The organism is Candidatus Proelusimicrobium excrementi, from assembly GCF_937881865.1.
GTDB classification, from domain to species: Bacteria; Elusimicrobiota; Elusimicrobia; order Elusimicrobiales; family Elusimicrobiaceae; genus Proelusimicrobium; species Proelusimicrobium excrementi.
Map to the genome: position 1 here is coordinate 1 of NZ_CALGEO010000108.1, position 21,775 is coordinate 21,775.

Consider the following 21,775-nt stretch of genomic DNA (forward strand, 5'->3'; position numbering starts at 1 on the left):
GCACCTTCACGCCCAGAAGATCCATATATTGTTCTTCCAGACCCAGTCGGTCATAGACATGCTCTGCCGACCAGGGGACGATATTAATAACCAGGTTAATGGCAGTTTCCTTCTTGATGGCAGCCATGCCGAAGAGCTTTGCCACGTTGATCACGCCGATGCCACGAATTTCAATATAGTTGCGGATCAGCTCAGGAGAAGAACCCATAAGGGTATTGTCCGCAATCTTGCGAATATCCACCGCATCGTCCGCAATCAGACGGTGTCCACGTTTCAACAGCTCTGCCGCCGCTTCACTCTTGCCGATACCGCTTTCGCCCATCAGAAGCAAACCCTCACCATAGACCTCCACCAAAACACCATGACGGGAGATACGGGGTGCCAGTGCGTTTTTCAGATAGGCGATCATGCTGGACAGCAGATAGGTGGTAGACTCCACACAGCGCAGAATCGTAATGTCATGCTTTTTCGCCATTTCCAGACACTGCTCGCTGGGCTCCATATTTCGGGCAAAAATCAGTGCCGGGATTTTATAAGAAAAAAGCTGGTCATAAATTTCCATGCGACGTTCAGGAGTCAGGGTTTTCAGATATGCCGATTCCACATTACCTATGATCTGCAGGCGCATGGACTCAAAATGGTTAAAAAAGCCCGCAATGGGAAGTCCGGGTCTGGCCACTTCTTCCACCATGACCCGAACCGTGTCATAATCGGTGGATGCGTGGACAATGGTCAGATTAAAGTCCTCCACCACTTTTTTCAGCAAAACACTGTAAGAATTCATAGACAAGCAAGCTCCTTGGATAGATTTTTTCTTTCATTATATTCCATTTTCAATTCTTTGCGAAAATAATTATATTCCGATACTATGCAACAGACCATTTCTTTAATAAGTCTAAATTCTTCTTCATTTGCCGCCTCTTGGCAAGAGGCGTTTTTTGCATCGGGGTTTCCTGCATAATAGTGATTTGCAAAACGATAAGCAACTGCTATTTTTAACAGCTTTTCAACCGCTTTGGCAAAACAAAAAAACTAGCACTTTTTGCCGCTTCATTGCCGCTTTGGCCAAAAAGAAAATTGCCATTTTCCGCCTGTTTTCAGCCTGTTTGAAAAATCAGCATAGTGCTAGGGAAACCAAAAGCACCGCCATTTAAACCCCGCAACCGCGCGGGGTTTTTTATTTTTGCTGATTTAATATGGCTTAAAATCACAACGCAAATGCCGCCACGCAAACAAATACAATTCAAATTATTAGGACTATATTAAAAAAATAAACTAGAATGTTTTTAAGATGTTTAAGGCAAATTAAAAACGTAAACAGGATATTATTATGAAAAATATAACTCTTTTAACGCTTATCGCGGTTACGGCCCTTTCCTTTCAGGCTTGCTCTAAAAGCAAACCTTTGAGCGAGAATTATACTCTCAACGGCGGGCTGTCAATCACTCTGCCGGAAAAAGATTTCGGTATTCTGCGCGAAGTTAAAATCAACCCTGAAGGAATTATGGAAGCTTACAAAAACCAGAACCCTTCCGTAAGCGAACTGCAGGTTTTTATGTACGACAATTTTGAAAGCTATCCGCCGGTGGCGTTTTCCTACGCTTATACAAAAACGAATGCGGACGCTTCAGCCATGCAAGAGCCTTTCGGTTTTGAAGGCGTAATTTATGATGATATAGAAGAAATTTCCATAAGCGGAAAAAAATGCAGAAAAAGCTCTTTCGTGGATTTGGAAACGGAAAAGAAAGTAACCACGCTTTCATGCAAAGACGGCGGACAGGCTTGGGACATAGTGATACAAACCTTCTACGCCAATCCGCAAGTGCAGGATAATATTTCCCAAGAACAAGAAAACGCTATTTACGACGCCGCAGCAACCATGAATAACAACCTCGCCTTTATAACCGACGAGGCGATAAAAAGCATAGAAATAAAATAGTTTCGGAAAAATTTAAATCCCCGGGCCGTCCCGGGGATTTTTTATTTGCAATAATTTATTGCTCTTCGATATCTTTTTGGAAAGCCTTTCTAGGCGTACCGTCATCGGTGTGAATTATGCCGCAGTAAACAAAACCTTTTTTGGCTATCAGGTTAAGCATTGGTTTATTGTCGGCGTGGGTATCTATACGGATATTGTCTGATTGCCTAAAACACCAATCAATGCAAAAAGCACCCGCGCCGCGGCGCAGCCCCGATGAAGCCAGCCTGTGAATCACATGGTAAGGTTTATCGTTCAGCCAAGAACCGCCTTCTATACGGACATAAGTCGCGTCCGGGCCGGGGCAGAAAGTGAAAACAGCCAAAATATCATCGTCCTCAAAACAAATGTACGCTTGGCCAAGCTCAATATCATGCAGGAGCTTTTCCCTCTGAGGATATTTATCCCCCCATTGGCCGGGGTTGCCGCTTAACTTCATAAATTCCCGCGCGCGGGCATATACTCCTTCAATAAGCGGTAAATCTTTAAGCTGTGTTTTCCTTATAAACATATTAAATTGTACCAAATAAAATATTTGACAAAGCTTTATTTAAAGATTATACTTACACTATACCCCCGGGGGGTATCTAGAAAGCCCGAAAGTAAAATAAAAAACGGGCTTCAAACAAGAGGATTTTATGAAAAATAAAGAAAAGAAAACTCTGCTTGTAATAATTCTGACCCTCATTACCATGGCGGCGGAAATAGGATTTGGCTATTTAAGCAATTCCATGGCTTTGCTCGCCGACGGCTGGCATATGGGCACGCACGCTTTCGCTTTATCTATAACTTTCTTCGCTTATATAATGATACGCAAATTCGCCGACTCTGAAAAGCTTGCGTTCGGAAGCGGCAAATTCAGCCCCTTGGCCGGTTTTGCCAGCGCAATACTTTTGGGGCTTTCGGGCTTATGGATACTTTATGAATCGGCGGAAAGATTTTTTACCCCCTTACAAATTAACTTCAACGAAGCTATAACCGTTGCGATAATAGGCCTTGCGGTAAACACCGCCTGCATATTGATAATGGGCGGGCATGAACACGGGCACAGCCATAAACATTCGGCGGAATGCGGCGCGCCCGAACACAAACACGAAGACTATAATTTTAAATCAGCCTATCTGCATATTTTGGCCGACGCTTTAACTTCCGTAATGGCCATAGCGGCGCTGCTTTTGGGCAAATACGCCGGGCTTAACTTCCTTGACTCAATAGTGGGGCTTTTGGGCGGCATTATGATATGCGTTTGGGCTTTGGGGCTGATAAAATCCACTGCCAAAATATTGACCGACTACGAAGCGGAACCCTTAAAAACAGCCGCTCTTGAGAAATTAAAAGAAAGCGGACTTAAAACCGACTATCTGCATATTTGGGATACCGGTGAAGGCAATTACGCGGCGGCTTTAAAATATTCCGGCGGCAAAAGCGCGGAAGAAGCCAAGCGGATTATCGGCGAACTTGGCGATTTCGTTTTTATAAACGCGGAAAAAACTATTTAAGCATTTTGTTAAGGAGAGTAACGACTTCTTCAAGCTTTTCCGTTTTGACGGTTTCGCTGTCGTGCTCAATGGAGTCTTTAATGCAGCCGGAAAGATGATTGGAAAGTATGTCCACATTCACCTTTTTTAATATGGACTGCGTCGCCAATATTTGGGAACTTATGTCTATACATTCTCTTTCTTCTTCAATCATTTTTATGATGCCTTCTATCTGCCCGCGCGCGGTCTTTAAAAGGCGAATCGTTTTTACGTTATTATTTTTGCAATCGGTATGTAAAGGCATAAATTCCTCCGTTATTTTATTATAGCATACCGTGCGAGAAGCGCATATCGGCAAACCGCAGAAAAAAGAAAACGAATGTTAATTGCTTCCGGCGAAGATAGGCAGGATATCGCGCTTTGCAAACTGACGCCATTTGCGTTCAAGGCGTTTTCTTCCTATCGGTTTTACATATTGGCCTATCGGAATAAGGAACGGGCTCCCCACTCCGTCCACCAAAACCAATTTGCAAGAATCTTTTGAAACGTTAAGCAGAATATTGTTCAAATTCAAATCGCAGGGCGTGATATTGTATTTGTACATATACTGATAAAGCTCCGTCAAAAGCTTTTTAAGTATATCCTTTTCCCTGTGGCCGGGATTGCCGCACATGTTCAGATAAAACAAAAGCGGCTTTGAAACCGAATCGTTGCCGTCCAAAACGGCGGCTTGCTCAAACCCGACATAGCCCTTTACGCGGACTTCGCCCTTAAACTCAGGAATGTGATGAAAAGGAACATTCTGCTTTTGAAGAAAACGGAAATAATCTATTTCCCTCAAAGTTTGTTTGGCGTGTTTTTTAGGACTTATTTTTACAATACAGCGCGGATCGGAAGGGGAGCGAAAGCACATACGTTCCGTTCCTCTGCCGATAAAGAAAGGTTTTAAATCTTCTATGCAATAGGTTTTCATAAGAATAACCTTCGCCAAAAGCCGCTGTTATTCTGTCATGAAACTTACTTACGAACTCAACGCCAAAACTATAACAAAAAATCGCCCGCTCAGTCAATCCGCATGAAAAACGCGCGGCTTAAAACCGCGCGCTTAAAACCGTAAAAACGGGCTTTATTCCCATTCTATCGTGGCCGGCGGTTTTGAGGTTATATCATATATAACCCTGTTTACGCCTTCCACTTCGCTGACTATCCTGGAGGAAATTTTTTCCAGAACGTCATAAGGGATTTTGGCCCAGTCGCACGTCATCGCGTCGGTAGAGGTTACGGCCCTTATTCCGACGGTGTGGAAGTAGGTTCTTTCGTCCCCCATAACCCCCACGCTTTTGATGTTCGGCAAAAACGCGAAGTACTGCCAAATCTCCCCGTCAAGGCCGCGCGCGGCGATTTCCTCGCGCAAAATCGCGTCGGCTTCGCGGATGATTTTAAGTTTTTCTTCCCGAACTTCGCCAAGGCACCGCACCGCCAAACCCGGCCCGGGGAAAGGCTGACGCCAAACCATTTTTTCCGGCAGGCCGATTTCCAAGCCCAGGGCGCGGACTTCGTCCTTAAACAAAAGCCTTAAAGGCTCCAAAAGGCCGAGGTTCATATCCTTGGGCAGTCCGCCCACATTGTGATGGCTTTTGATTACCGAAGCTTCGCCCGAGCCCGATTCTATAACGTCGGGATATATGGTTCCCTGAAGCAGAAAATCAATACGGCCGAGTTTTTTTGCTTCTTCGTCAAATACGGAGATAAACTCCCGCCCGATTATTTTGCGTTTTTCTTCCGGGTCCCGTACGCCTTTTAAAGCTTTCAAGAACCTTTCGCCCGCGTTTACGCGCACCATATTTATATGATAATCGCGCTTAAACATTTTTTCTATTTCGTCGCCTTCGTTTTTGCGCATAAGGCCGTGATCGACGAAAACGCAGATAAGATTATCCCCTATCGCCTTACCGGCCAATACCGCCGCTACGGAGGAATCCACCCCGCCGGAAAGCGCGCAAAGCACCTTTTTGCCGGAGGCCTTTTCCTTTATATCTTTAATAAGTTCCGCGGCGAGGTTTTGCATAGTCCAATCGCCTTTGCAGCCGCAGACGTCAAAAAGGAAATTGCTCAAAAGTTTCCTGCCGAAAGGAGTATGTTCGACTTCCGGGTGAAATTGCAAACCGTAAATTTTGCGATCTTCATTCTCCATTGCCGCGACGGGGCACTTCCGCGTAAAAGCCGTAACTTCAAAGCCGGCGGGCAGAACTTCCACATAATCGCGGTGGCTCATCCAGCAAATCTCTTCCGGCTTGATTCCTTTAAAAAGACGCCCTCCGCCGGATTTTATTTTAAGTTCAACTTTACCGTATTCTTTAAAATCCGGGCTGAGCACCTTCCCGCCGAGAATATGCGCCGTAAGCTGATGCCCGTAGCAAATACCCAGTACGGGAACGCCTAAAGAAAACACTTCCGCAGGCAAAGCTGGCGCGCCGACTTCATACACGCTTGAAGGACCGCCGGTAAAAATTATTCCTTTGGGTTTTGAGTTTTTTGCGCGATCAAGAAGTGTAGAATATGGGACGACCTCGCAATAAACGTGCAGTTCCCTGACGCGCCGGGCTATAAGCTGGTTATACTGCCCGCCGAAATCCGCTATCAAAACAAGTTCATTGTTCATTTACATTCCCTTACTGTAATTGCTTTCTTCTTTCGTGATAAAAATATCATGCGGGTGGCTTTCCACCAAACCGGCGTTGGAAATTTTTATAAATCTGCCCTTTTCCGTAAATTCGGCCAAAGTTTTTACTCCGCAGTAGCCCATGGCGGCCTTAAGCCCGCCTACAAGCTGATAAACGACGTCGGCCAATGCACCCCTGTGCGGCACGCGCCCTTCAACGCCTTCCGGCACCAGTTTTTTGGCGTTTTCCTGGAAGTATCTGTCGCTGCTGCCGGCTTTCATAGCGGCGGAAGAGCCCATGCCTCTGTACGCTTTAAAAGCGCGGCCGTTGTAAATAATATTTTCCCCGGGGCTTTCATTGGTGCCCGCAAAAAGAGAACCAAGCATACACGTGCTTGCGCCCGCGGCTATGGCTTTGGCGATATCGCCGGAATATTTAATTCCTCCGTCGGCTATAATAGGCACGTCGTATTTTGAAGCGGCTTTATAACAATCGTAAATTGCGGTTATCTGCGGCACTCCTATACCTGCTACAACCCTGGTGGTGCATATCGCGCCGGGCCCTATGCCGACTTTTACCGCGTCCGCGCCGGCTTTAATTAAAGCTTCGGCCGCTTCCCCGGTGGCGACGTTTCCGGCTATAAGCTGGCAGTCCGCAAAAGATTCTTTTATCTTGGCGACGGCTTCCAAAACGCCCTGGCTGTGGCCGTGCGCCGTATCCACCACCAAAACGTCCGCTCCGGCTTCCAAAAGCGTTTGCGCTCTGGTAAGCATATCTTTGGTTATTCCTATCGCCGCGCCTACAATAAGGCGGCCTTTTTCGTCTTTGGCGGAATTGGGGTAGAGAATGGATTTCTCAATATCTTTTATCGTGATAAGCCCTTTTAAAACATTGTTTCCGTCCACAAGCGGGAGCTTTTCAACCTTGGCGCGGCGCAAGATTTCCTTGGCTTCTTTCAAAGAGGTTCCCTCTTTGGCCGTAACAAGGTTTTCTTTGGTCATAATCTCGCCGATTGGTTTGGAATTGTCGGTTTCAAAACGCATATCCCTGTTGGTGATTATGCCGACAAGCTTTCCCCCGCCGTCAACTATCGGCACGCCGGAAATTTTATATTTGGCCGTAATATCTTTTGCTTCCTGCAAAGTGCGTTCCGGCCCAAGTGAAAACGGATTTGTTATAACGCCGTTATCGCTCCTTTTAACGCGGTCGACTTCCTGCGCCTGCTTCTGCAGGGGCATATTTTTATGTATTATGCCTATGCCGCCTTCCCGCGCTATGGCTATCGCCAAAGCAGATTCGGTAACGGTATCCATGCCCGCGCTTATAAGCGGAATGTTAAGTTTAATTTTTTTGGTAAGGCGCGTATGGGTTTTCACGTCTTTGGGCAGCACCTTGGAATGCTGCGGAATCAATAAAACATCATCAAAGGTAAGACCTTCTTTTGAGAATTTTTCGTCCATTTTTCTCCTTAAGACCTTTTATTTTATTATACCATTTAAGGGCTTTTCCTCCCAACGGCCAAAAAGACTGCTCCGGGCTTTACAAAACCGGCTTTAAGCCTATACTAACTAATGCGGCCTAAAAACCGCAAAGGGGGTAATATTATGGGCATAAAAGCCATAGCCTTGGTGGAAAAAGCCGGGCTTAATACCGGCGAACTGCTGGAGAAATTAAATAAACTGTACTGCGATGAATGGCTCTCTTACGTGCAATATTGGACGGGAGCGAAAGTCAGCACAGGCGCGTTTAACGCCGAACTCACCGCCGAAATGAAAGAACACGCCGAAGAAGAACTTAAACACGCGGAAATGCTGGCAAAAAGGATAATAGAACTTGAAGGCGTACCCGTATTGGAACCGAAAGACTGGTACCGCTTTACAAATTGCGGATATCTGGCTCCGACGAATCCCAGAACCCAGGAACTGCTTAAGCAGAATTTGGCTTCGGAAAGGTGCGCCATACAAGCTTATGACGAACTTATCCAATATGTAAAGGGCAAGGACCCTGTAACTTATTCCATAGCCGTATCAATCCTGGCGGAAGAAATCGATCATGAACAGGATTTGCAAAACATACAATCGGATATGGATAACGCCTAGTCCTTAAAACCAAGAAAGTCTATTCTCCCCCGGTATACGCCGGGGTTTTATTTTTTAATCCGTCCATATCCGCCTTTGACCGAAAAAACGCTTTTTTGTAAAATATACTTACCGGTAAGTAAGCATATATCTGGAGGATAAAATGAATTTCAACTTTAAGAAGACGGCGGCTGTTTTGCTGTGCGCCGTTTTCATCCGATGCGCCTGCGTGGCGGAGGATCTTTCAAAATACGACGGCTGCGTAATACATTCTGTGGAGGCTTCTTCAAACAGAATAAAGCCGGAAATACTTAAAAACAGATTTCCTTTAAGAGAAGGCCAAATTTTTAATTCCGAACGCTATGAAGACGCCCAAAACGAACTGCACGATTTAAGAATAGCAAAAAAACTTTCCTTTGATTTAAAACCTTCCGAGGGCGGCGCCGTGGATATTTCCGTAAAAGCGGAGGACGGATATTATATTTTCCCTTTGATATTCGCCACCGGCGGCAAAAAGAGCGCGGCCGGAGCCTCTTTGGCGGCGGGGAACTTATTTAAACGCGGCGAAACTTTAATGCTTTTCGGCGGAAGCGGCAAAGACGGAAGCATGGCCAGCCTTATGTTAAAAGACGGCGAAAACATTTATCAGGCGTCTTTTATAAATATGAATTTCGAGCAGAGGTTTTACAAAGGAAGCCGCATAAACAATGACGGCATTTTCAGCACTACGGACGACGAAGAAGATTTTAAAAACCCGATAAATAAAATCTACACCAAAACGGATTCTTTTAACTTCCTTTACGCAAGGCAAAAAGGATATTTTACGGGATTTATCTCCCCGGAATATAAATATGTAAGATATTCCAAAGATATGAAATCCGGCAATTACAGCACGGTCGGCTTCGGGCTGAATTACCGCAAAAACATACGCTCCGGCGCGAATATGGGGGCTTTATTCGGTTACGGACTTACCGATAAAGAACAAAGCTTAAAAAATCTGCCCGCGCCGATAATAGGCTACTCACTGCAAGCCGCTTACAAAAACGGCGGCGATTGGACTGGGGCGGACTTCAACATCTCCAAAATATCCGCGGAAGCAAGAAGCGTAGTTGAATTTAAAAACAGACATATTTTGAATGTTTATATTAAAGGGGAAGATTCCTTTTCCGCCACGTTTGCCGAGCAGGTTAGAGCGGATGATCTGATGAGCGGACAGGGGCGTTACAGCCGTACTCTGTACGGAGAACGCGGCGCGGGGACGGGAATATCCTTCGCCTATTATTTGGCGAGAAACAATACCGGCCTTTTGGCTCTGCAGCCCTTTTACGAGCTGGCTTATGTATATTCTGATAAATACAGAGCCTTAAGCGGAGCCGGGGCGACGCTCTCTTACAAATTTTGGAGATTTCCTTTCCCGCTGGGCATTAACTATACGCAGAACCTGAGCGACGGTTCCAACCAAATATCTTTTGTATTTGGAGGGAAGTTCTAAAAAAGCTGTTGCGAAAAGGCAAAATAATGATAAAATTACTTATCAACCCATAGCAGTATGGGGCGGTTAGTTAAGGACCTGGGGAGGCATCCCCAGGTTCGATTTACATAAAGGAAACATCTTACCCCGGCAAATGCCCGTAATCGTTCCAATTCCCGTACATAACACCCAATTTTGTATTTTTGACGAATTTCTCCAATCTGCTTTTAAATAATGCGGGCAAACGCTTTTTAATTTGTATGGTATCTATCCTCACCAAATCCGGCGCGTATTTCCGCGCGCCGTTTTAAAAATACCGCTTGCAAAACAAGTTTTATTTTTATAAATTATCAGTAACAGTTATCGTTATTAAATATTATGAGATACTCAAAACAAAGGGAACTTATTTATAATACGCTTAAAAACAATCCGTGCCACCCGACGGCGGATTATCTTTATTCGTTAATAAAACCCTCCTGCCCGGCTTTAAGCTTAGGCACGCTTTACAGAAATTTAAACCAAATGGCCGCGCAGGGCAGAATAAAAAAGATAAGCGGGCTTAACCAAGCCGATCATTTTGACCACCATACGCGGGAACACGCGCATATCATCTGCCAAAACTGCGGCAGGGTGGAGGACGTATTTATAGACGAAACTTTGCTGGAAAAACTCAGCATGAGCGCTAAAAAAACAGATTTTAAAATTAACCGCCGTGAAATTATTTTCAACGGGGTATGCAGAGAATGCATAAATAAACAGGAGAAATAAAATGGAACTTAAAGGATCAAAAACGGAAAAAAATCTTATGACCGCGTTCGCGGGCGAATCTCAGGCCAGAAACAAATATACTTATTATGCAAAGCAGGCTAAAGAAGAAGGTTACAATTATATAGCTTCTATCTTTAAGGAAACCGCAAAAAACGAAAGGGAACACGCCAAAATTTGGTTTAAAATTTTACACGACGGCAAAATCCCTTCAACCTTGGAAAACCTTAAAGACGCCGCCGCCGGCGAAAATTACGAGTGGACCGAGATGTACGCCAACTTCGCCAAAGAAGCCAAGGAAGAAGGCTTTAACGATATAGCTTTCCTCTTTGAAAAAGTGGCCCAAATCGAAAAAGAACACGAAGAACGCTATTTAAACCTTTTCAACGAACTTGAAAAAGGCGAAGTATTCGTAAAAACCGGCAAAGTTACATGGAAATGTATGAACTGCGGTTTTACCTTCACCGGCGAAAAAGCCCCCGAAATGTGCCCCGTATGCAAATACAAAAAAGCTTATTTCGAAGTTAAAAAATAAACTTTATCCCGGCTTACAAGGCGCCGCTTTGCCGCGGCGCCTTTTTTATATAACAAAAAGTTGTAGAATTTAATATATGATGCGCAATATAAAAATAGTCGCTTTTGACGCCGACGACACTCTTTGGCCGAACGAGGATTTGTTCCGCGAGGCCGAAGAGCTTTTCTGCCGTCTTATGCAGCCTTATACGGATAAAGACAAAGCGAAAGAGGCTTTATTTTCCACGGAAATAAACAATCTTCCTCTATACGGATACGGCATAAAGGCTTTTATGCTTTCCATGATAGAAACGGCTTTAAAATTAAGCGGCGGCAAAATGGACTCCGCGGTTACCGAGCAAATTATATCCACAGGCAGGGCCATGCTTAATCAGCCGGTAAAACTGCTGCCGGGAGCTTTGCCCGTATTTAAAACCTTAAGCGCAAAATACAAACTTGTCGTAGCTACAAAAGGCGATTTGCTTGATCAGGAAAGGAAGCTGAATAAATCCGGCCTGACAAAATATTTGCACCATATAGAAATCATGAGCGAAAAAAATATCCGCGGATATAAAACGCTCATGCGGCGTTTGGGCGTAATGCCGCAGGAGTTTTTGATGGTTGGCAATTCCTTAAAATCGGATATAATGCCGGTGGTAAAACTCGGCGCGCGCGCCGTATGGATACCTTACAGCCTTACCTGGCAGCATGAGAACCTCGCCACAGACAAACTTTCCAACGGTTTTATCAAAATGGATAAAATAGCCGATTTGCTTAAAATTCTTTAATCATGTACGACAAAAACATTTCCCTTCTTAATTTGTTCTTAACTTTCGCAAAAATAGGCGCGATGACTTTCGGCGGAGGCTATGCAATGCTCCCCGTAATAGAAAAAGAATTGATAGACAAAAAAAAGTGGATGACGCGCCAAGACCTTATGGATTTTTTCGCCGTTTCGCAGGTAACGCCCGGCGTAATAGCGGTTAATACGGCATCGCTGCTGGGATATCAAAAACGCCGCATTTTAGGCTCTGTATTCGCCACTTTGGGCATAATTGCGCCAAGCGTAATAATAATAACCGCTATAGCTTTGTTTCTTACAAAATATATAAGCGCGGAAGTTACCGACAGGCTTTTTAATTCCATACGCATTTGCGTAGCCGCGCTTATAGTGCACGCTTTATTCCCGTTTTTTAAAAAAGGCATAATAAACCTGTTTACGGCGGCTTTGTTCGCGTTCAGCCTTATAATATATTTCGCGTTCAGGGTGTCGCCGGCGTTGCTGGTAATATTTTGCGCTTTGGCGGCGATAATAGAAAACTCTATTAAAAGGAAAAAGGCCGAATGATATATCTTCTGTTATATATTGAATTTTTCAAAATAGGCCTGTTTGCCGTAGGCGGCGGTTTGGCGACGCTGCCGTTTCTTTATCAGCTTTCCTTTAAAACCGGCTGGTTTGGCACGGCCCAAATAGCCGATATGATAGCCGTATCGGAAATTACCCCCGGACCGCTGGGCATAAACATGGCCACCTCCGCCGGGTTCAACGCCGGTGGAATACTCGGCGGGATAATAGCGACTTTGGGCATAGTTACGCCCTCGGTAATAGTTATCATAATAGTGGCCGGAATTTTGCAGAAATTTATAAACAATAAATATGTACAAGCCGCCTTTACGGGCCTAAGGCCGGCGGTATGCGCCCTTATAACCATAGCGGTATGGGAGATAGTAAAAGTATCCGTATTTGATTTCCCCCTTTATCAGCAAACCTCAAATTTAACCGACTTGTTTTTATTTGGCAACATAGCTTACTTTTTTATTCTGCTTTTTATAATGTTTAAAGTTAAACTGCACCCGATAATCTTCATAGCATTAAGCGCGGCGCTGGGATTTTTCGTTAAATTTTGACATTGCTTTTTAATACAAAAACCATATACTTAACTATATCCGGGGGTGTTAGAATGACAAAAAAACTTTTATCGTTACTGTTTTGCCTTGCTTTCGCCGCGGGCAAACTTTATGCAGTGCAGCTTCAGGAATGCGAAGTAAGGGGCGTAAAACCCAGCGATAAAATCTCCACGCTGGAACTTAATCCGGCTATGACCGTAATAGATGATTCCGCGGGAACTTCCGTTACGAGCATGACCTTAAAATATTATTATTCTTTCAGCAATATGTTTACCATAGGCACCGAGGTGCCCTTCAGCAGATACGAAAGCAAAGAAAATTCCGAAAACGGCCTTGGCGATATACTGCTTTCCGCTTCCGCCGTAAAGAGATTCGGCAAACTGGCTTTCGGCGCGACAGGGGAGTTTACTTTGCCTTCAGCCACCCATGACGAAATAGGCATAGGCAAATGGCAGTTCAGCCCCTCCGTTTATACGGAATATGAAATAGTGCCGCAGGTGTTCTTTGCGGCCGGGTATAAGCATTATGTCAGTATAGCGGGGCCATCTTCAAGAGATGACATCAACCTCGGCAGAATAAGGGCGGTGGCGGCTTATCTTTCTCCGCACGGGTGGTGGGCTCTTTTTGATCCGAAATATTATATAGATTTTCACAATGACAATGCCGGGGAATTTATCATTGAGGTTGAAACCGGCATAATGCTGTTTGAAGAAATGTCCATGTACTTAAAACCGGGCTGGCACGCCGGGGGCAACAGGCGGAGTATGGATTGGTCCATAAGCTTCGGCGTGAAACTTCTAAGCGTGTAAATTTTCTCCTCCAAACAAAAGCCCCCGGCCTATAAGCCGGGGGTTTTGTATAAGTCGTCAAATTGATTATAAGGTATACCTTAAGCTAAGGCCGGCCATATGGCTGAAGGCCTGCCCGTATTTAACGGAAGCGCCGTTTTCCAAGTTGGTGCCGCTCATACCCTCGCCGATAAGGAAGGTGTATGAGGCGTCCAAAATGAAACCTTTGCCCAAGTTAAGCCCTATACCGGTGCCGAACAAATGCCTGTTGCTGACGGGGACGAGAACATCCATATAGTCATTGTTGGTAGGAGTCTTATCAAAGATATAGCTGCCTCTTAATTTAACGACGTTGGAAAGTTTGTATTCCGCGCCGAGGCCCATTCTGTAAGCGTCTTTCCATTCTTTTTTCTGGCTGGAAACGCCGGAAACACCCGTTCCGGGCGCGCGCTCAAAAGAAATGGACAAATCGTCAAAACTGCTCCAGAATATATTCATCCAGTTAAATTCTATCAATAAATCGTCAATAGGCCTGTAAGATATGCCCATGGCAAGCTGCGCCGGCAGCATGATATCGCCGTGGGCGGAGCCGTTCATAAAAGCGGCGACACCGGGTACGGACATCTCCCTTGAAAATTTGCTGGTGCCGTCAACGCCCTGTTTTACTCTGGTTCTGAAGCTTGCGCCAAGGCTTACTTTCTCGTTGGCTTTATAAGCCATGGCCAAAATCGCGCCGAGGCCCCAGCTGTCTCCTTCGACTTCCAAATCCGTCGCGCCTAAAGGCCCGAGCTGTATTCTTTTGCCTTCGCTGAATTTAAAATACATAATTTCAGCGCCCGCCGCTACGGAGAATCTTTCAGTCGCCTGAAAAGCGACCGTGGGTTGTATTGAGTAGGACTGAACGTCAACATCGTATATATCCGTTGAGCCTATCCAATTCCTGTCGGGATAATGCCCGCTTAAACCAAAACGCGGGAAAGCGCCCAAACCGATGTACCAATCTTCAAAAAGCTGCTGGGTATAGTAAACGGTGGGCAAAGTCCACCAGACTCTGTCCGGGGATTGGCCTTCCTGATTATACGTTACTTTGGCGGAAGCGGTAATTTCAGTTACGCCCATTTGGAACTGAACGCCGTCAAGATCCGTTATAAGAGCCGGATTCAAAGCCAATGAGGCAGGCTCCGCATCCCCGGCCAAGACGGCTCCGCCCATGGCGTTGCCCCTTGCACTGAACTCATACAATCCAAAACCCGCGCCAAGAGTGGAAGTCGCGCAAAAACAGCTTACTGCGACAAACGCGGCAAGTCGAAACAATTTATTCATTAATCCTCCTAAGCATGCGGTTTAAAAAAGCATACTTAAATGATAAGGTACCGGCTTATTGCTGGTACCTTATTTATAATTTTACCATTTTAAAGCGTTCTTGGCGATTAACCTAAAGCCCGCCGACGCATTAATCCATACCGTAACGCTGATAGACTTTAAGGTCAAAGATATCGATTATTGAAAGGAAATGGTCAAAGATATCCGCCTGAATGCCCTCATAATCCGTCCAGTTCGTATTGGAAGAAAATGCGTAAACCTCCAAAGGAAGGCCTTCCGTAGTAGGAGCGAGCTGGCGCACCATGCACGTAAATTTATCGGAAATATTGGGGTTTTGCTTAAGATAATTGTAACAATACATCCTGAAAGTGCCTATATTGCTTAAACGCTTGGCGTTATATTTATCGTCCTTAACGCCGCGTTTTTTATTGATTTCTTCAATTTCCTTTTCTTTCTTGGTCAAATAATCTTTAAGCAAATTTATATGTTTGAACTTTTCTATGTCTTCTTCGGTCAGGAAGCGTATGCTCTTCATATCTATGTTTATGGCTCTTTTTATGCGCCTTCCGCCGGATTCCGTCATGCCGCGCCAGTTGGTAAAAGAGTGTGCGACCAAATCATAAGCCGGAACGTTTACTATGGTGTTATCCCAGTTTCTTACGCGTATCGTCGTAAGCAGAATATCAATAACTTCGCCGTCCGCGCCCTGGCTGGGTATTTCAATCCAGTCGCCTACGCGGACAAGATCGTTTAAAAGCAGCTGAAAGCCGGAAGTAAGCCCCAAAATGGAATCTTTGAAAATCAACAAAATGACTGCGGACAAAGCCGTCAAACCGCCGAGGAAGTAAATTGGCTCTTTGTTCATCAAAGTCGACATCATAAAAATTATGGTTATTATCCACATTATCACTTTCACGGCTTGTATAATGCCTTTTACGGGCAATTTGATACTGCGGGAAAATTTATCCGAAATTACGCTTAAAGCGGAGTTCAGCACCAGCGTAAACGCCACTATCACCAAGCAGTTTACCACGCGTACCACTACCAAACTGATATTGGGGTATAAGTCCCCTAAAAATATGCTGCAGGCCGGGGAAAGAATAGACATCGCAAAAGCAAAAAATATATTGCTGAACAATTTGTATTTGGCCATTAAAGAAAGCCAGCCTTTGGCTATAAAGTTCTTCTTGGCGAGCAGCCATTCCGTCGCAGCTTGAAGAAGATTCGATATATACTTAAACAAAAGTATAAGCAGCAATATCGCGCACAGAGCTATAATATATTTAAGCTGCGGCGGCAAAGAAGGCAGCAAAGTATTGATAATGTTCATTGTCCTATCTCCTAAGTAAAATGATATTATAAGTATATAATTTTAATCTTAAACTTAGGAGTTGTTATGAAGAAATTTTCACTTATTCTTGCCGCGGCCGTGCTTCTGCCGCTTCAGGCAAAAGCCCTTAATATAACGGATCCTTTCTTTATGCCCGCGCAGGGCCAAGTCGTTTCCGATACTTCCCTCGGTTTTACAAACAACGCTTTAAAACTTAATAAAGGCTGGGGGCTTTACGAAAAAATATCCGTAGGCGCGTTTGATAATTTAACCTTGGCTGCATCCGTCGGCTGGGCCGATATAAAACACGGCGGCGACGGTATGCAGGATATAACCCTTCACGGCAAATACCGCTTTATGAACGATATCAGCCACGGCAGATTTTTGGATTTGGACGCGTATTTCAGCCCGGAACTTTTTGATTCCCCTTACAATCATGACGGCGGCGCGGCGAAAGGCTCCACGGATTTCGGAATGTACGGCAGCGTAGGTACTGCGCAGGCCGCGGATAACTTTACCATAGGCGGGAGATTCGGCTTCGACTATATCGGCCACACCGATGAAACTTCCTCCGGCACGGTTTTGGACGCAGGCGTATTCGCCAGATACTATTTCAACGAATACAACGCTTTGGGTTTATCAGCCGATTTAAAAAGTTACCTCGGCTTTGAAAAGGACAGCTTTGCCGCCGCTTTGGGCGTCAACTACTCTTACGACGTTATAGAAGATAAAATGGCCGTTGTTCCGTTCTACTCCATAGAAGTAAACAATAAAAGCATACCTTCCTGCGCCGTATGGGGCGTAAACGCAAGATATTTATTCTAATCTTTTAAAATGTAAAACCCCCTGTTTTAAACCGGGGGTTTTTTGATGTGCCGACTGAAATCGCTAAAAGGAAAATTTTATGTTTTTCCCAAAAGCTTCCGCTTCTTTTTTATCTATTTTCAGTTTTTTGATTTTTAGCTCTTTATGCGGGTAATATTCCTGTAAATAGTTCTGCCATCTTACGGCTTGAATTACATAGGAAGCCGGGTGCTGAATCGCTATTTTATCAACGAAAGTCCCGCCGACTACATAACGTCTGTCTTTATTGATAAGGTCGCGCAGATCCGGCATAAGATCTTTAGCATCTGGATTATTTTCAAGATATAGCACTTTATTGTTTAAAGCCAAGGAATATTTCTTATAATCTTTTAAATCATATAACACCATTAAAGAATCATTCGGGCTGAAAGCGAATGCGCGTTTGTCATCAAGCAGCATAAAAACATATAAAAGCTGGCCTTTTTCGTTCTTAACCTTTACTGTAGTTTTAGCTTCTTTGCTGTTAAAAGTAATTTCCCTGATAATTTTTGGCGCATATTCGTACACGACGGTATTTGCGTCCGGCGTAATTTTTTTGCGGTTCTTTTCCGTCAAATCCACAAAATGATTGTTTTTTGACGCATCAGATGCAATCTCCGGCTTTTTATATTCAAAAGGAATAGAATCTTTGCAGTCGGAATAATCTTTTTTCTCATTTAGTTTGGGTTCTCTTGGGTTGATTTCAAGCTGGGATTTTATATTGCCGTCATCACAAAATTCCGTAATATAGTATTTGCCGTTTGCAACAAGAACGGACGGCTTTCTTGAACGCTGTTTGGCGTTGCGTATTTTTATGCGGGAACCGTCTTCTTTTTTGCAGAAAGATTCAAATTCAAAATCCGGCAAATCGGGATTTTTCTTTTTCATGGTGACGTATATTGAAGCGGCCAAAGCGTCCGCGTCATCGCAGGTCAAGACTACCACGCGGCCGTCCATTATAGTTGCCCTTATATCGGTGCTGTATTTAAGGTCCTCTTTATTTGCGCCGCCCAAATAAGAATCGGCTATGCCCAGGCTGTGGCCGACTTCATGAATCAGTATTTCCTGAGGTTTCGTAAAGGCGTCTTCCAACAGATATATTTCCATATGGGTTCCGTTCTTTAGAAAAAGGCCGGAAGTCTGCTGGCGGTTGGCCCAATAAGGATCATCTTTGCTTAAGACGACAACCTGCAATGTGTTGTTAACGAGCATGTTTGAGCGCTTTGCCGCGACATCGTCGGAAGCGCCGAAATCAATAACCTCACGCATAAAATCAAATTCCGTGCGGTTTTCTTCTTGGATTCTGTCCTTAAGATTTTTAAACCAATCTTGATAAGCTTTTCTGATGTCTACCGGGCTGTTTTCGGCATCAAGTTCGGTTTTTTCGTCATTTGATTGCCTGAAAACGTCAAACTGAACGCTTTTGCCGCTGACTATCAGGTCTATCGCATGAATATTGCCCATAATATTATTATTGGACAAATGGGAATTCATTAAAAGATAGGGTTCCGCGTGAATAAGAGAAGATAAAAACAAACAACATAGTGGGAGTAATAGTTTTTTCATAATTAAAGTCTACTTTAATTATACTTCGTATAAAAGGGCCAAAAGGCCTATATTTTAAAAAACTTTATAGGCCTTGTTTTTTTGCCTGCGCTTCGTTTTGCCTGAACGCGCTTATAAGCTGCTGGCTGTAAGCATAAAATTTATAGAACGGATTTTGGGTGTTCCTGGCCGCGAGTTCTTCCGCTTCTATATAGAATATTTGTTTTTCGCTTACGGCAAAAAGAGTGATTTTCATGGGGTCTTTCGGCTCCGGCAGGGCGGAAACGGGCATCATTTTGTCAGTCATTTCCGCGCCGGCGTTTATAAAGTTAAGGGCGGCCTTTTTGATTGTTTCGTTGTTTTCCCCTATCATGCCTCCTATGCCGGAGGGACTGTTGTTTTCAAAATACAAACTGGCGTTGCCTAAAACGGAAGCTGCCAAAAAGATATTCTTAAGATTGCCGTTGTTATCCTTCATGCAGTATTCAAGGCCCGCGATAATTACTTCGTCTTTGCCTGCGCCTTTCAGTCCGCGTTTATCTTTAAAATTATTTGCGTCCAGCCAAAAACTTCTCATGTTTTTATATGCGTTATTCACGGCACCCCCCTTGTTAAGGAAAAAATTTTAATATACATTAGAATTATATCAGTTCTCGGAGGTTTTATGCAGGCTAAAGGCAGGGTTATAATTTTGATGATGGATTCTTTCGGCATCGGCGGCGCGGAAGACGCGGCCTCCTTCGGCGACGAAGGCGCAAACACCTTTTTACACATAGCGGAAAATTACAAAAATCTTAAAGTTCCAAATTTAAAAAAATTAGGTCTGCTTGAAGCGGCGAAAGCTTCCTGCGGGAAGGCGGCCCCGATAGATGAAACCACCGCGCCGGATTTTGATTTGCCGTCAAAATACGGTTATATGAAGGAAGTCAGCAAAGGCAAAGACACTTCCTCCGGCCATTGGGAAATGGCGGGCGTGCCGGTAACTTTTAACTGGGGTTATTTTAAGCCGGAGTATCCTTCATTCCCGGCGGATTTGATAGAAGATATTTGTAAAGAAGCCGGAATTAAGGGTATCTTGGGCAACAAGGCCGCCTCCGGCACGGTTATAATAAACGAACTCGGCGAAGAGCACATAAAAACAGGTCTGCCGATTTGTTATACCTCGGCAGACAGCGTATTTCAAATAGCCGCGCATGAAAAATATTTCGGCCTTGATAATCTTTACAGGCTTTGCGAAACAGCTTTTAAACATTTAAAACCTTATAATATAGCGCGCGTGATAGCCCGCCCTTTTGAGGGAGAAAAAGCCGGGGAATTTAAACGCACCAAGAACCGCCACGATTATTCCGTAAAGCCGCCCGCCAAAACGGTTTTGGACTATATGAAAGACGAAGGCGGGCAGGTAATTTCGGTAGGGAAAATTTCCGACATTTTTGCGGCTCAGGGCATTACCCGCGCGGTAAAAGCCAGCGGCCTAAAAGAACTTTGGGACGTTACTTTAGCCGAAGTAAAATCCGCGCCGAAAGGCAGTATAGTGTTTACCAACTTTGTTGATTTCGATATGACTTGGGGCCACCGCCGCGACATAAAAGGTTACGCCGAAGGGCTGGAATATTTTGATTCGCGCCTTAAAGAACTGGCCGCGCTTTTGCAGGAAGACGATATCGTCTTCATAACGGCCGATCACGGCTGCGATCCTTCCTATAAAGGCAGCGATCACACCCGCGAGCACGTGCCCGTAATTATGTTCGGCAAAAACGTTAAGCCAGGTTTTATAGGGGCGCGGGAAAGCTTTTCCGATATAGCCGCAACAATAGCGGACTACTTTAAACTTAAGCCTTTCGATAAAGCAAAAAGCTTTCTTTAAATAAGTTCGATTAAAAAACTAACCCCCGCTTTTATGCGGGGGTTTAAATTTTGTAAGAATTAATTTTTACCCAGTAAATTACGCCCGGCCAAAATGGAAGCCAACGGGCGGGTAGACTCGTAGCGTTCAAAAATAATTTTTGCGATTGAAGTCAGCGGAACCGCCAAAAGCGCGCCCATAACGCCCCAAACCAAAGCCCAGAATATCAAACAGGCTATTACGACTACCGGGTTTAAATCCATACCTTTGCCCAGCCATTTCGTTTCAAGGATATTGCCTATTACAAAATGTATCCCCGGAAGCAGGATAAGGGCAGATATCAAATGCCAGTCCAGGCCGTACTGCAAAAACAGCACCGGCGTCGGCAGTATTGTGGAAACGAAAGGGCCTATATTCGGTATAAAGTTTAAGGCGAAAGTGATAAAAGCCAGCATTAAAGCCAGTTCCGAACCCACCAGAGTAAGCGTAATCCAAGTGCCGAGGGCCGTCAGCAGGGAAACAAAAATCTTTATTACCAAATAATAAGAAATTTGTTTTTCTATATTGCTTGCGAGATTTGTTTTTTCGTCGGCGGAACTGCTGCTCATGAAAATAAAAATCACGAACAGGCAAACCAAAGTCGCGTTTGTAAATATGGAAACTATATTCCCTCCCATGGTTTTTATCATTTGGAACACCTGCATATTGTTAAAATAGTTCATTAATATTTCGGAATTTAACACTATACCCATTTTTTGCGCCGTCGCTATACACCAATCTATTGTACCGTTGAGCGTCGATGCGTATGCGTCCGCGCCTTGTATAAAAGACTCTATGGAAGCGGAAATGAAGAATATTGACAGTACGGAAAAACATACAAATAACAGCACTATACATTTTTATATCGTCCTCTTTTCTTTTGTATAAAATTTATCAAATTTCTTCTCTTTAAACAAATTCACTATGTCATAAACAATCTTTTTCTCATACGAATTTTTCCAGTCCAGTATTAATTGTTTTGTTTTAGTAAGGTGTATTTCGTATGGTAAAATAAAATCTGTTATTCCATTAATCCAATCCTTCTTCAAGTGATCCAAAGTGATAGGCGAAAATATAACATCATCATTAATATTTACCAGAGGCATTAATTCAAACCGTGTATCCCTTGTTCTTCTTTTTCCAATTGTTTTAGGTGTAAACTTAGGTTATCTATTCAATGTGTTTCTTGTTTCTTGAGGTAGGACTG

Annotated in this window: 24 protein-coding genes; 13 read left to right on the forward strand and 11 right to left on the reverse strand. The window is 44.2% G+C overall.

Features of this window, described 5'->3' with window-relative positions:
- The coding region (hprK, locus tag ACQY26_RS04730; RefSeq protein ID WP_428047985.1) for an HPr(Ser) kinase/phosphatase at positions 1 to 784 on the reverse strand (784 nt) is incomplete at its 3' end.
- Positions 785 to 968: 184 nt separating this feature from the next.
- Here hprK and ACQY26_RS04735 point away from each other — a divergent pair.
- Both ACQY26_RS04735 and ACQY26_RS04740 read left to right on the forward strand, forming a co-directional pair.
- Entirely contained in the window at positions 969 to 1,154 is a 186-nt protein-coding gene (locus tag ACQY26_RS04735; protein ID WP_428047986.1) for a hypothetical protein, read from the forward strand.
- A 176-nt stretch (positions 1,155 to 1,330) separates the two neighbouring features.
- A complete protein-coding gene (locus ACQY26_RS04740) occupies positions 1,331 to 1,939 on the forward strand; it encodes a hypothetical protein (protein WP_428047987.1) in 609 nt (202 codons plus the stop codon).
- Positions 1,940 to 1,994: 55 nt separating this feature from the next.
- On the opposite strand, the gene ACQY26_RS04745 is transcribed toward ACQY26_RS04740, so the two are convergent.
- Positions 1,995 to 2,489 carry a GNAT family N-acetyltransferase gene (locus tag ACQY26_RS04745; RefSeq protein WP_428047989.1) on the reverse strand — a complete coding sequence of 165 codons (495 nt, stop codon included), beginning with the start codon at positions 2,487 to 2,489 and terminating at the stop codon, positions 1,995 to 1,997.
- Positions 2,490 to 2,616: 127 nt separating this feature from the next.
- Between ACQY26_RS04745 and dmeF the strand changes: the two genes are divergently transcribed.
- A complete protein-coding gene (gene dmeF, locus ACQY26_RS04750; RefSeq protein WP_428047990.1) occupies positions 2,617 to 3,477 on the forward strand; it encodes a CDF family Co(II)/Ni(II) efflux transporter DmeF in 861 nt (286 codons plus the stop codon).
- Here dmeF and ACQY26_RS04755 read toward each other — a convergent pair.
- The 4 genes from ACQY26_RS04755 to guaB form a co-directional block, all read right to left on the reverse strand.
- Positions 3,470 to 3,760, reverse strand: coding sequence for a metal-sensing transcriptional repressor (locus ACQY26_RS04755; protein ID WP_428047991.1), 291 nt, complete (start codon positions 3,758 to 3,760; stop codon positions 3,470 to 3,472). The two genes, dmeF and ACQY26_RS04755, sit on opposite strands and share 8 nt — an antisense overlap.
- Before the next feature lie 78 nt (positions 3,761 to 3,838).
- Positions 3,839 to 4,429: a YrbL family protein gene (locus ACQY26_RS04760; protein ID WP_428047992.1), complete on the reverse strand. Its 591-nt coding sequence runs from the start codon at positions 4,427 to 4,429 to the stop codon at positions 3,839 to 3,841.
- Between the two features lie 153 nt (positions 4,430 to 4,582).
- Complete coding sequence (gene guaA / locus ACQY26_RS04765; protein WP_428047993.1) at positions 4,583 to 6,118, reverse strand: glutamine-hydrolyzing GMP synthase; 1,536 nt, start codon at positions 6,116 to 6,118, stop codon at positions 4,583 to 4,585.
- Positions 6,119 to 7,579 (reverse strand): IMP dehydrogenase, encoded by a 1,461-nt coding sequence (gene guaB / locus ACQY26_RS04770; RefSeq protein ID WP_428047994.1) that lies wholly within the window; start codon positions 7,577 to 7,579, stop codon positions 6,119 to 6,121.
- A 144-nt stretch (positions 7,580 to 7,723) separates the two neighbouring features.
- Between guaB and ACQY26_RS04775 the strand changes: the two genes are divergently transcribed.
- The 8 genes from ACQY26_RS04775 (at position 7,724) to ACQY26_RS04810 (ending at position 13,663) form a co-directional block, all read left to right on the forward strand.
- Positions 7,724 to 8,218: a ferritin-like domain-containing protein gene (locus ACQY26_RS04775; RefSeq protein WP_428047995.1), complete on the forward strand. Its 495-nt coding sequence runs from the start codon at positions 7,724 to 7,726 to the stop codon at positions 8,216 to 8,218.
- 142 nt (positions 8,219 to 8,360) lie between these two features.
- Entirely contained in the window at positions 8,361 to 9,689 is a 1,329-nt protein-coding gene (locus tag ACQY26_RS04780; protein WP_428047996.1) for a POTRA domain-containing protein, read from the forward strand.
- Positions 9,690 to 10,046: 357 nt separating this feature from the next.
- Positions 10,047 to 10,436 (forward strand): Fur family transcriptional regulator, encoded by a 390-nt coding sequence (locus ACQY26_RS04785; RefSeq protein ID WP_428047997.1) that lies wholly within the window; start codon positions 10,047 to 10,049, stop codon positions 10,434 to 10,436.
- A 1-nt stretch (position 10,437) separates the two neighbouring features.
- Positions 10,438 to 10,968: a rubrerythrin gene (rbr, locus tag ACQY26_RS04790; RefSeq protein WP_428047998.1), complete on the forward strand. Its 531-nt coding sequence runs from the start codon at positions 10,438 to 10,440 to the stop codon at positions 10,966 to 10,968.
- Between the two features lie 76 nt (positions 10,969 to 11,044).
- Positions 11,045 to 11,734: an HAD family hydrolase gene (locus ACQY26_RS04795; protein ID WP_428047999.1), complete on the forward strand. Its 690-nt coding sequence runs from the start codon at positions 11,045 to 11,047 to the stop codon at positions 11,732 to 11,734.
- Between the two features lie 2 nt (positions 11,735 to 11,736).
- On the forward strand, positions 11,737 to 12,294 hold the full coding sequence (locus tag ACQY26_RS04800; RefSeq protein ID WP_428048000.1) for a chromate transporter: 558 nt from the start codon (positions 11,737 to 11,739) through the stop codon (positions 12,292 to 12,294).
- Positions 12,291 to 12,854 (forward strand): chromate transporter, encoded by a 564-nt coding sequence (locus ACQY26_RS04805; protein ID WP_428048001.1) that lies wholly within the window; start codon positions 12,291 to 12,293, stop codon positions 12,852 to 12,854. The genes ACQY26_RS04800 and ACQY26_RS04805 overlap by 4 nt, the downstream gene beginning before the upstream one ends.
- Before the next feature lie 53 nt (positions 12,855 to 12,907).
- Entirely contained in the window at positions 12,908 to 13,663 is a 756-nt protein-coding gene (locus ACQY26_RS04810; RefSeq protein ID WP_428048002.1) for a hypothetical protein, read from the forward strand.
- A gap of 66 nt (positions 13,664 to 13,729) precedes the next feature.
- On the opposite strand, the gene ACQY26_RS04815 is transcribed toward ACQY26_RS04810, so the two are convergent.
- Positions 13,730 to 14,965 carry an OmpP1/FadL family transporter gene (locus ACQY26_RS04815; RefSeq protein WP_428048003.1) on the reverse strand — a complete coding sequence of 412 codons (1,236 nt, stop codon included), beginning with the start codon at positions 14,963 to 14,965 and terminating at the stop codon, positions 13,730 to 13,732.
- 130 nt (positions 14,966 to 15,095) lie between these two features.
- Positions 15,096 to 16,295, reverse strand: coding sequence for a mechanosensitive ion channel family protein (locus ACQY26_RS04820; RefSeq protein ID WP_428048004.1), 1,200 nt, complete (start codon positions 16,293 to 16,295; stop codon positions 15,096 to 15,098).
- Positions 16,296 to 16,361: 66 nt separating this feature from the next.
- On the opposite strand from ACQY26_RS04820, the gene ACQY26_RS04825 reads away from it, so the two are divergent.
- On the forward strand, positions 16,362 to 17,120 hold the full coding sequence (locus ACQY26_RS04825; RefSeq protein WP_428048005.1) for a hypothetical protein: 759 nt from the start codon (positions 16,362 to 16,364) through the stop codon (positions 17,118 to 17,120).
- 63 nt (positions 17,121 to 17,183) lie between these two features.
- On the opposite strand, the gene ACQY26_RS04830 is transcribed toward ACQY26_RS04825, so the two are convergent.
- Together ACQY26_RS04830 and ACQY26_RS04835 are read right to left on the reverse strand one after the other, a co-directional pair.
- A complete protein-coding gene (locus ACQY26_RS04830) occupies positions 17,184 to 18,602 on the reverse strand; it encodes a hypothetical protein (RefSeq protein WP_428048006.1) in 1,419 nt (472 codons plus the stop codon).
- Positions 18,603 to 18,768: 166 nt separating this feature from the next.
- Entirely contained in the window at positions 18,769 to 19,281 is a 513-nt protein-coding gene (locus ACQY26_RS04835; RefSeq protein ID WP_428048007.1) for a hypothetical protein, read from the reverse strand.
- A 66-nt stretch (positions 19,282 to 19,347) separates the two neighbouring features.
- Between ACQY26_RS04835 and ACQY26_RS04840 the strand changes: the two genes are divergently transcribed.
- The gene (locus ACQY26_RS04840; protein ID WP_428048008.1) at positions 19,348 to 20,550 is read left to right on the forward strand and encodes a phosphopentomutase; all 1,203 of its coding nucleotides are present in this window, start codon (positions 19,348 to 19,350) and stop codon (positions 20,548 to 20,550) included.
- A 59-nt stretch (positions 20,551 to 20,609) separates the two neighbouring features.
- Here the strand turns inward: ACQY26_RS04840 and ACQY26_RS04845 are convergent, their stop codons facing one another.
- Complete coding sequence (locus tag ACQY26_RS04845) at positions 20,610 to 21,419, reverse strand: AI-2E family transporter (protein ID WP_428048009.1); 810 nt, start codon at positions 21,417 to 21,419, stop codon at positions 20,610 to 20,612.
- Positions 21,420 to 21,775: the final 356 nt, after the last annotated feature.